Source organism: Streptomyces sp. NH27, assembly GCF_056859195.1.
Genome location: NZ_JACEGK010000304.1, coordinates 1 through 9,555, shown reverse-complemented (window position 1 = coordinate 9,555; position 9,555 = coordinate 1). Strand labels below are relative to the sequence as shown.

The window sequence follows — 9,555 nt, the reverse complement described above, 5'->3', positions numbered from 1 at the left end:
TCGGAGCGGGTGCGCAGATCCGGTGTGCACGTGTACGAGCGCAGCCTGCTGTCGGGCTCGGGGCCGCCGAGGACCACCGAGTGGTCGGGGGAGACCAGCGAGTCGGAGGTCAGTGTGCAGACGAGTTGGGCGAGGGCGAAGGACGGCAGGTCCTGCGGCCGGTCGTTGAGCAGCAGCGCGTCCTTGTGGCCGGCCCGGCCGGTCGAGACGACCTCCAGGGTGCCGGGCACCTCCGTGGAGAACCCGGCCTTCGTCTCGACGGTGCGCGGGCTGATCTGGAGCTGGGCGAGCAGCGTCCTGACCTCGCCGAGCCGGTCGAGGCGGCCGTCGCGCACGTCGATGTTGCGACTGACCGGTGCGACCTGGGTGTCGCAGACCAGGTAGATCCTTTCGACCATCGAGTCCGGCCCGGAGGACGCGGGCGACTTGGGCGGCGCGCAGGCCACCCGGGACGGCGCGGGGCCGTCGTCCACCGGCACGGTGGTGGTGCGGATGCCGCACCCGGACAGTGCCGTCAGCGCCGCGCCGGAAGCCGCCAGGACGGCCACGGAGCCGCGCAGGACGCGTATGCCGTCTCCGGGGCGCACCCGCCGCCCGCCGGGCCGCGTAGCGCCCGCCGGAGCGTTCCTCACCGTCATCACGCGCTCCCCGCCGGCCCGCCGGCGCCGCCCTGGCGGTCACCCGCACCGTTCCTGTCGGCCGAACCGGCCGAACCGGTCCCGGTGCCGCTGGTGCCGCCGGCCGCCCGGGTCGCCTCGGTGGCACCGCTCGTGCCCACGCCGCCCACGCCGCCCGCGCCGCTGTCCCCGCCGTCCTCGCCCTCGTCCGCCCGCGGCCGTACCGGCATCCGCAGCGTGAACACGGCGCCGCCGTCGGGGCCGTTGGCGGCCGTGATGTCGCCGCCGTGGATGTGCGCGTTCTCCATCGCGATGGACAGGCCCAAGCCGCTGCCCTCGGAGCGGGCCCGGGAGGCGTCGGCCTTGTAGAAACGGTCGAAGACGTGCGGCAGCACCTCCTCGGGGATGCCGGGGCCGCGGTCGGAGACCACGATCACGATCTCGCCGTCCGCACCGCCCTCCCGGCGCAGGCCGACCCGTACCGGGGAGCCGCCGTGCTTGAGCGCGTTGCCGATCAGGTTCGCCATGATCACGTCGAGCCGGCGCGGGTCGATCGTGGCCAGCAACCCGCGCGGCGCGTCCAGTTCCACCGAGTCCAGCCAGGCCCGCGCGTCCATGCACGCCATGATCATGTCGGCGACGTCGACCTCGTCGACCCGCAGCTTCGCCGTCCCGGCGTCGAACCGGGTGACCTCCATCAACGTCTCCACCAGTTCGTTCAGTCGCCGGGTCTCGCTGACCACCAGCCGTACCGCCGGGGCGATCATCGGGTCCAGCGCGTCCGCCTCGTCCTCCAGCACGTCGGTGACCGCGGTGATCGCGGTCAGCGGGGTGCGCAGCTCGTGCGACATGTCCGCCACGAACCGGCGGCTGGCCGCCTCGCGGGCTCGCAACTCCTCGACCCGGCCCTCCAACTGCTCGGCCGCGTTGTTGAAGGTCCGCGACATCTCGGCCAGTTCGTCGGTGCCCGACACCTTCAGCCGGGTGTCGAGCTGCCCCTCGCCGAGCCGCTTGGCGGCCTCGCCCAGCCGCCGCACCGGCCGCAGCACCGCCGAACCGGCCGCCTGCGCCAGCAGGGCCGCGCCGATCAGCGCCAGCAGCGTGGCGATGCCCAGTGACCAGGCGAGCGAGTTGAGGTCCTTGCGCTCGGCGTCCAGGGACTTGAGCATGTAGCCGGTCGGGCCGTCGTCGTTGATCCGCGCACCCGCCACCAGATAGGGGCGGCCCTCCAGCGAGATCCGCTCCCAGTGCAGGTGGTAGCGGTTGTCGTCCTTCGTGTGCTTGGTGTTCACCGCCCGCACCAGCGACGCGGGCACGTTGTCCATCGAGAACGTGCTGCCGTCCGACCGTTCCGCACACGTCGCGTCGGCCGTGGTGTCGATCAGGACGACCTGGTATGTGTCCGGGCCGCCGATCCGGTTCGCCGCCATGCCCAGCGACTCGCAGGTGGGCTGCACCGGCAGCGAGGCGGCGTTGCGCTGCAACGAGTCGCGGAAGTCGTCCAGCGCGCTGTTCTGCGCCCTCGTGAGCACCGCGTCGCGGTTGAGCCAGTACGCGATCCCCGACACCGACACCGCCGCGGTCAGCGCCACCAGCGCGAACACCGCTATCAGCCGCAGCCGCAGGCTGGTCCAGCGCAGCAACCAGAACGGGCTGCCTTGGGCACGGCTCACTGAGGCGTGTCCAGGCGATAGCCGACGCCGCGGACGGTACGGATCAGGGTCGGCGACGACGGTACGTCCTCGATCTTCGCGCGTAGCCGCTGCACACATGCGTCCACCAGCCGCGAGTCACCGAGGTAGTCGTGCTCCCACACCAGCCGCAGCAACTGCTGCCGGGACAGCGCCTGGCCCGGCCGCCGGCTCAGCTCCAGCAGCAGCCGCAACTCGGTCGGGGTCAGCTGGAGGTCCTGGCCGTCCTTGGTGACGGTCATCGCGCTGCGGTCGATCACGATCGCGCCGAACGCGGCCGAATCGGTGCTGTCGCGCTCGCCGCGCCGCAGCACCGCCCGGATCCGCGCGTCCAGCACCCGCGGCTGCACGGGCTTGATCACATAATCATCGGCGCCGGACTCCAGGCCCACGACCACGTCGATGTCGTCGCTGCGCGCGGTGAGCAGGATGATCGGCAACTGGTCGGTGCGCCGGATCCGCCGGCACACCTCGAAGCCGTCGATCCCGGGCAGCATCACGTCCAGCACGATCAGGTCGGGGCGCTGCTCCTTGAGCAGTCTCAGCCCGTCCTCGCCCGTCGCAGCGGCCACCACACGGTGACCCTGACGGGACAGGCCGAGCTCGAGACCCGTACGGATGGCGTCGTCATCCTCGATCAGCAACAGGAAAGGCACGGGCGCCATTGTTGCCTACCCGGGCAGGTGAGCGGGAAGGGGTCTCGCGGCATGGTTGTGCTCTCGTTGCAGACGGTGCCCCATTTTTCGGTTGCCCACCGTCGTCAGCTGTGGCACCGGCCGGTACCAGGACAGGTCAGCTGGGGAGCACCCGCACCTAACCCAAGGGGCGCGTGGGGGCACCTCCCAGGCGAAGCTCTGGGGGAGAACGGCGCGACAAGCCCCCACCGGCAGGTGGTCCCTGAACCGGCAGAACGGACCACCCGGGCGGGTTCGCCCAGCCACTCCGCAGGAGAGCCTCTGTGACGGGTCTGTGACACTCGACGGACAGCCCGATGAAACTGGCCCGGCAGTCTTATGCCCATCGGAAGAACACGACGCCACACAGGCTTCGACGCCGAAGACCACGCGGCAGGTTCCACAAACGGGGGCGCGATGATGAACGCACTGCACAGCACCACCACCACCGCAGTTCACACCGCGCACGCGCACCCCGGGTTCCGGGCCACGGAGATGTCCGGTGCTGCGAGCGGACGGGGGTACGTTCGCGGCACCGGACGCGCGGCCACCTACCAGGCGGCCCGCCCCCGCCCCGCGCACATCGCGCCGGTCGACACGGCGCAGCCCGCCGACGGCGATGCCACCACCTCCTCGGCCACCACGGAGCGGGTGCCCGGGCAGGCCGCCAAGGAGCACTCCGCCGAGGCGGAGGCCGCGTTCACCGCATACGTGCAGGAGCGCCGGGCCTCTCTCTACGCCACCGCCTACCACCTCACCGGTGACCGTTTCGCGGCCGAGGACCTGCTGCAGAGCGCGCTGTTCTCCACGTACCGCGCCTGGGACCGGATCAGCGACAAGGCGGCCGTCGGCGGGTACCTGCGGCGCACCATGACCAACCTGCACATCAGCGCGTGGCGGCGGCGCAAGCTCAGCGAGTACCCGACGGAGGAACTGCCCGAGACGGTCGGCGACACCGACGAGATGGGTGGGACCGAGCTGCGGGCCGTGCTGTGGCAGGCGCTGGCGCGGCTGCCCGAGCAGCAGCGCACGATGCTCGTGCTGCGCTACTACGAGGGGCGGACCGACCCGGAGATCGCCGACATCCTCAACATCAGCGTCGGCACCGTGAAGAGCAGCATCTGGCGGTCGCTGCGGCGCATGCGGGAGGACGAGGCGCTGAGCTTCGGCCGTAGCGAAGAGGACGCCTTCGGCGAGCTCGTCGCGTAGGGCCGAGGGGGCACGGGGGACAGGGCCGGACGGCACGGAGGGGTGCCGTCCGGCCCTTACATGTGCGCCGGGCCGGAGGCACCCCCGGCGGGCCACCGGCCTGTGGCCGGGGTGAAAAGCCGTGCTACGACGGCGCGTTGGCGGCGTGCGCGGGCCGGGTGGAGCCGAGCGCGGCGATACGGGACAGCGCTTCGTGCTGGTCGCACGGCGCGCAGCCGAACCCCACCTGGCGCCCCACGATCGCGCGCTCGGCGCGGAAGAGATGCCAGCCGCGCCTGACGAGGAAGCGTACCGACTTGCGCCCTTCGCGAAGGTCGCGCAGGAAGCGCCGCCGTGCGGTCGTCGCGGGGCTGCCGCGCAGGCAGATCGCGTCGGCGAGCAGCCCGAGTTCGCGGCAGCGTCCGACGATCTCGGCCGCGAAGATGCCCTCGGCGACGAAGTAGGGCGCCCCGGCGAGGTCCAGCCGGCTCCATCCGGTGATCGCGCTGGCCGAGATGTCGTAGCGCGGGGTGTCGGCGCTGCCGTGCTCGCACAGCGCGCCGATCGCGGCGAGGGCGGCGTCCGCGTGCCAGGAGCCGGGCGCGTCCCAGTCGACCGCGGCGTCGCCGGGCAGCAGCGGGAGGGTCGGGTCGCCGTCCTCCTTGTAGAAGTCGTCGAGCGCGAGCACCGGCAGCCCGGTGCGGGCGGAGAGCGAGGACTTGCCCGAGCCGGACGGCCCGGCCAGCAGGATCACGCGGGAACGTGGAGGTGGACTCACGGACAACCATTCTCCCGCAACCTCGCCCCGGGGGATGACCCGCGGTATGACAACTACCGTTCGCGGTCATTGCGTTACGCTGCGACAGCAACCGCCACGTCGACAGGAGCCCGTTCCATGCCCTCGCTGCGCACCGCCCTCGTCCTCACGCTGACCGCCGCGGCGGCCGCGGTCGCCGTTCCCGCGGCCACCGCCGTCGCCGCGGACGCCCCGGCGACGCTGCCCGACCTCCAAGGCGCCACCAGCGCGCTGCCCACCTCCGCGATCACCTCCGCGCTGCCCACCCAGTCCGTGACCGGCGCCCTCGCCGACGGCGTCGCCCCCGTCCGCGACCTCAAGCTCGACCCGCTGAACAACACCACGGTCGACCCGCTCACCAACGGAGTCGGCTCCCAGATCGCCGACTTCCGCCCCGTCTCCACCACCGACGCCACCGCCCCCCTCACCAGCGGCGGCTCCCTGGGCACCCTCCCCCTGGTCGGCCCGCTCACCGGGACCCTCACGCGCTGACACCGATGACGCCCGCCCCACGCGCCCATGCGCCCGCCGACCCGGCCGCGGCCACGAACCTCGACCGGCTGCGCCGGATGCTGCCCGACGTGCTGCCGTGGACCGCTTCCCTGCCGGTGGCCGACATCGACGTCTTCCTCGCCGAGTTGGCCGGGCTGGCCGAGTTGGCCGGGTCGGGGGCCGCAGCCCGAGAAGCGTCGGCCTCCGGCGACCTCGCGCCGATCGCGCTGCTGCTCACCCAGTGGCGGCATACCGCGGAGATCCACGCCGACCCCGCCCTGCACGCCCTCCTCACCCGCGAACCCGACGGTGACTTCGGGCCGGCCTGCGCCCCGTAGTCCGCGGTCGCTCGGAGCAGCCCCGACCTGCCCGTGCAAGCCCGAAGGGGCTCGCACGGGCGGGGCCGAGGGGTCACACCCCCATCGGGTGCCAGACCGTCTTGGTTTCCAGCCAGGCGGTCAGGCGGGAGGTGCCCGGATCGGCGGTCCAGTTCTCGGCGGGGGAAGGGCGGCGGACGCGTTTGAGGTTGTCGGCCGCGGCGGCCTCCAGTTCGGCGGCCAGTTCGGGGGACGCGCCGGTGAGGTCGATCGCGTTGACGTCCTGGTGGGCCGCGAGGGGAGCGGCGATCTCGGCGGTGCGGCCGGAGAGGATGTTGACGACACCCGCGGGGACGTCGGAGGTCGCGAGGACCTCGCCGAGGGAGAGCGCGGGCAGGGGCGCGCGCTCGGCGGCGACCACGACCGCGGTGTTGCCGGTGGCGATCACCGGGGCGAGCACCGAGACCAGCCCGAGCAGCGACGAGTCCTGGGGGGCGAGCACGGCGACCACGCCGGTCGGCTCGGGTGTGGACAGGTTGAAGTAAGGACCGGCAACCGGGTTGGCGCCCCCTACCACTTGAGCGATCTTGTCCGTCCAGCCCGCGTACCAGACCCAGCGGTCCACCGCCGCGTCCACCACGGCCGCCGCCTTCGCCTTGGACAGCCCTTCCGCGTCGGCGACCTCGCGGACGTACTGCTCGCGCCGCCCCTCCAGCATCTCCGCGACGCGGTACAGCACCTGCCCGCGGTTGTACGCGGTCGCGCCCGACCAGCCCGCGACCGCCTTGCGCGCGGCGACCACCGCGTCCCGCGCGTCCTTGCGCGAGGCGAGCGGTGCGTTCGCCAGCCACGCCCCGCCGCTGCCGCCACTCCCGCCGTTGCCGCCCTTGGCACCCCGGCCGCTCTTGGAGTCCGTCACCTCGTACACCCGGCCGCTCTCGGAGCGGGGGAACTTGCCCCCGACGTACAGCTTGTAGGTCTTGAAGACGCTCAGCCGCGCCGCACCCTCAGAACGCTCGGACACCGTCATCGGTCGAGCTCCCCTTCTTCCTTGCCACGCCCGCTGGTCGACTCGCCCGGCTCGGCGAGATACGCCGCCAGGCCGTGCCGGCCGCCCTCCCGGCCGTAGCCGGACTCCTTGTAACCGCCGAACGGCGAGGTCGGGTCGAACTTGTTGAACGTGTTCGCCCACACCACCCCCGCCCGCAGCTTGCTCGCCACCGACAGGATGCGCGAGCCCTTCTCGGTCCAGATCCCCGCGGACAGCCCGTACGGGGTGTTGTTCGCCTTCTCCACGGCCTCGGCGGGCGTGCGGAAGGTCAGCACCGACAGCACCGGGCCGAAGATCTCCTCCCGGGCGATCCGGTGCGCCTGGGTCACCCCGGTGAACAGGGTCGGCGCGAACCAGTAACCGGACTCGGGCAGTTCGCACTGCGGCGCCCACCGCTCCGCGCCCTCCGCCTCGCCCGCCTCGGCGAGCGCGGTGATCCGGGCGAGCTGCTCCGCGGAGTTGATCGCCCCGATGTCGGTGTTCTTGTCCAGCGGGTCGCCGACCCGCAGGGTGCTCATCCGCCGTTTCAGCGCGTCCAGCACCTCTTCCTGCACCGACTCCTGGACCAGCAGCCGCGACCCGGCGCAGCACACATGGCCCTGGTTGAAGAAGATCCCGTTGACGATGCCCTCGACGGCCTGGTCGATCGGGGCGTCGTCGAAGACGATGTTCGCCGCCTTGCCGCCCAGCTCCAGGGTGACCTTCTTCCGGCTGCCCGCGACCGTACGGGCGATCGCCTTGCCGACCTCCGTCGACCCGGTGAAGGCCACCTTGTCCACACCCTCGTGCGCGACCAGCGCCGCGCCCGCGTCACCGTAACCGGTGAGGATGTTGACGACCCCGCGCGGCAGGCCGGCCTGGCGGCACACGTCCGCGAAGAACAGCGCGCTCAGCGGGGTGGTCTCGGCGGGCTTGAGCACCACGGTGTTGCCCGCGGCCAGCGCCGGCGCGACCTTCCAGGCGAGCATCAGCAGCGGGAAGTTCCACGGGATGACCTGCCCGGCCACGCCCAGCGGTCGCGGATCGGGACCGCACCCGGCGTACGCCAGCTTGTCCGCCCACCCCGCGTAGTAGAAGAAGTGCGCCGCGACCAGCGGCAGATCCACATCACGGGTCTCGCGGATCGGCTTGCCGTTGTCCAGCGACTCCAGCACCGCCAGCTCCCGCGAGCGCTCCTGGAGGATACGGGCGATCCGGAACAGGTACTTGCCGCGCTCCGCGCCCGGCAGCGCCGACCACTTCCCGAACGCCTTGCGCGCGGCCCGCACCGCGCGGTCGACGTCGGCCTCGCCGGCGTGCGCGACCTCGGCGAGCACCTCCTCGCTGGAGGGCGAGACCGACTTGAAGACCCGGCCGTCGGCGGCCTCGGCGAACTCGCCGTCGATGAACAGCCCGTACGAGGGCGCGAGGTCGACGACCGCCCGGGACTCCGGCGCGGGCGCGTACGCGAACTTCTGGTGTGCCATGAGGGATCAGTCCACCGTGACGTAGTCGGGACCGGAGTACCGGCCGGTGCTGAGCTTCTGCCGCTGCATCAGCAGGTCGTTGAGGAGGCTGGAGGCGCCGAACCGGAACCACTCCGGCGACAGCCAGTCGTCGCCGAGGGTCTCGTTCACCATCACCAGGTACTTCACCGCGTCCTTCGCGGTACGGATGCCGCCGGCCGGCTTCACCCCGACCTGGACCCCGGTGGCCCGGCGGAAGTCGCGGACCGCCTCCAGCATCACCAGGGTGTTCGCCGGGGTGGCGTTCACCCCGACCTTGCCGGTCGAGGTCTTGATGAAGTCCGCGCCTGCCAGCATCGCCAGCCACGAGCAACGGCGGATGTTGTCGTACGTGGACAGCTCGCCGTTCTCGAAGATCACCTTCAGGTGGGCGCGGGTCCCGTCCGCGCGGACACACGCGGCCTTCACCGCCTGGATCTCCTGGAACACGTCCAGGTAGCGGCCGGACAGGAACGCGCCGCGGTCGATCACCATGTCGATCTCGTCCGCGCCCGCGGTGACCGCCTCCGCGGTGTCGGCGAGCTTCACGCTCCGCGCGGCGCGGCCGGAGGGGAAGGCGGTCGCCACGGCGGCCACGTGCACCTCGGGGCCGCCGGCCGCGGCCAGCGCCTCCTTCGCGGTCGCGACCATGTCGCCGTACACGCAGATCGCCGCGACCCGCGGGGCGGTGCGGTCGGTCGGGTCGGGCCGCACGCCCTTCGCGCACAGGGCGCGGACCTTTCCGGCGGTGTCCGCGCCTTCCAGGGTGGTCAGGTCGATCATCGAGATCGCCAGGTCGATCGCGTACGCCTTCGCGGTCGTCTTGATCGAACGCGTACCCAGGGCTGCCGCCCGCGCTTCCAGGCCGACGGCGTCCACCCCGGGCAGCCCGTGCAGGTAGCTGCGCAGGGCCTGGGGGGAGGAGGTCACGTCGTACAGGTCTGAAGGGGGCGGGAGAACTTCGGAGGACATGGTCACCACATCACCATATCTACGCGCGTAACCTCCCCGCCAGTCCCTCGCGGGCGGCCGGGCGGGACCGTAGGCCCCTGGCCGTGCCGGCCGGGTGCCGGACCTTCTGCCGGTGGTGGGCCGGTCGCGCAGTTCCCCGCGCCCCTGGAAAACTGGGAATGCTGCGGCTCCCTCCGGGGCAAGCACGCGGGAAGCCGCACTTACCAGGTCGCGGGAAACCGCGCGGTCAACCACCCGCTCCCGCAAGGTCCCGTCGGACGCGGTGAGGGGCAC

General features: G+C 72.3%; 10 protein-coding genes. 3 read left to right on the top strand and 7 right to left on the bottom strand.

Going from position 1 to position 9,555, the window contains the following annotated elements; genetic code table 11:
- From AC13HU_RS23200 to AC13HU_RS23190, 3 genes are all read right to left on the bottom strand, one after another.
- Positions 1-638, bottom strand: a 638-nt coding sequence (locus AC13HU_RS23200) for a hypothetical protein (RefSeq protein WP_483043864.1), incomplete at its 3' end; no start/stop codon positions are given.
- Positions 638-2,389: an ATP-binding protein gene (locus AC13HU_RS23195; protein WP_483043863.1), complete on the bottom strand. Its 1,752-nt coding sequence runs from the start codon at positions 2,387-2,389 to the stop codon at positions 638-640. The genes AC13HU_RS23200 and AC13HU_RS23195, both read right to left, overlap by 1 nt.
- Complete coding sequence (locus tag AC13HU_RS23190) at positions 2,287-2,964, bottom strand: response regulator transcription factor (RefSeq protein ID WP_328468401.1); 678 nt, start codon at positions 2,962-2,964, stop codon at positions 2,287-2,289. The genes AC13HU_RS23195 and AC13HU_RS23190 overlap by 103 nt, the downstream gene beginning before the upstream one ends.
- 438 nt (positions 2,965-3,402) lie before the next feature.
- Here AC13HU_RS23190 and AC13HU_RS23185 point away from each other — a divergent pair, with 438 nt between their 5' ends.
- Positions 3,403-4,191: a SigE family RNA polymerase sigma factor gene (locus tag AC13HU_RS23185; RefSeq protein ID WP_483043866.1), complete on the top strand. Its 789-nt coding sequence runs from the start codon at positions 3,403-3,405 to the stop codon at positions 4,189-4,191.
- 124 nt (positions 4,192-4,315) lie between these two features.
- Here the strand turns inward: AC13HU_RS23185 and AC13HU_RS23180 are convergent, their stop codons facing one another.
- Entirely contained in the window at positions 4,316-4,954 is a 639-nt protein-coding gene (locus AC13HU_RS23180) for an ATP-binding protein (RefSeq protein WP_483043862.1), read from the bottom strand.
- Positions 4,955-5,065: 111 nt separating this feature from the next.
- Here AC13HU_RS23180 and AC13HU_RS23175 point away from each other — a divergent pair, with 111 nt between their 5' ends.
- Positions 5,066-5,458: a hypothetical protein gene (locus tag AC13HU_RS23175; protein ID WP_483043861.1), complete on the top strand. Its 393-nt coding sequence runs from the start codon at positions 5,066-5,068 to the stop codon at positions 5,456-5,458.
- 5 nt (positions 5,459-5,463) lie between these two features.
- Positions 5,464-5,796, top strand: coding sequence for a hypothetical protein (locus tag AC13HU_RS23170; protein WP_483043860.1), 333 nt, complete (start codon positions 5,464-5,466; stop codon positions 5,794-5,796).
- Positions 5,797-5,869: 73 nt separating this feature from the next.
- Here the strand turns inward: AC13HU_RS23170 and AC13HU_RS23165 are convergent, their stop codons facing one another.
- The 3 genes from AC13HU_RS23165 to deoC are packed head-to-tail and all read right to left on the bottom strand — an operon-like array spanning position 5,870 to position 9,282.
- Positions 5,870-6,799 carry an aldehyde dehydrogenase family protein gene (locus AC13HU_RS23165; RefSeq protein WP_483043859.1) on the bottom strand — a complete coding sequence of 310 codons (930 nt, stop codon included), beginning with the start codon at positions 6,797-6,799 and terminating at the stop codon, positions 5,870-5,872.
- A gap of 2 nt (positions 6,800-6,801) precedes the next feature.
- Positions 6,802-8,292 carry an aldehyde dehydrogenase family protein gene (locus AC13HU_RS23160; RefSeq protein ID WP_483043858.1) on the bottom strand — a complete coding sequence of 497 codons (1,491 nt, stop codon included), beginning with the start codon at positions 8,290-8,292 and terminating at the stop codon, positions 6,802-6,804.
- Between the two features lie 6 nt (positions 8,293-8,298).
- Complete coding sequence (gene deoC / locus AC13HU_RS23155) at positions 8,299-9,282, bottom strand: deoxyribose-phosphate aldolase (RefSeq protein ID WP_483043865.1); 984 nt, start codon at positions 9,280-9,282, stop codon at positions 8,299-8,301.
- Positions 9,283-9,555: the final 273 nt, after the last annotated feature.

Bases quoted from the DNA above. Each gene is read 5' to 3' on its own strand.
- AC13HU_RS23185 (WP_483043866.1), top strand. From the start codon at position 3,403: ATGAACGCACTGCACAGCACCACCACCACCGCAGTTCACACCGCGCAC.
- AC13HU_RS23175 (WP_483043861.1), top strand. From the start codon at position 5,066: ATGCCCTCGCTGCGCACCGCCCTCGTCCTCACGCTGACCGCCGCGGCG.
- AC13HU_RS23195 (WP_483043863.1), bottom strand. From the start codon at position 2,389: ATGTGTGCAGCGGCTACGCGCGAAGATCGAGGACGTACCGTCGTCGCC.
- AC13HU_RS23170 (WP_483043860.1), top strand. From the start codon at position 5,464: ATGACGCCCGCCCCACGCGCCCATGCGCCCGCCGACCCGGCCGCGGCC.
- deoC (WP_483043865.1), bottom strand. From the start codon at position 9,282: ATGTCCTCCGAAGTTCTCCCGCCCCCTTCAGACCTGTACGACGTGACC.
- AC13HU_RS23160 (WP_483043858.1), bottom strand. From the start codon at position 8,292: ATGGCACACCAGAAGTTCGCGTACGCGCCCGCGCCGGAGTCCCGGGCG.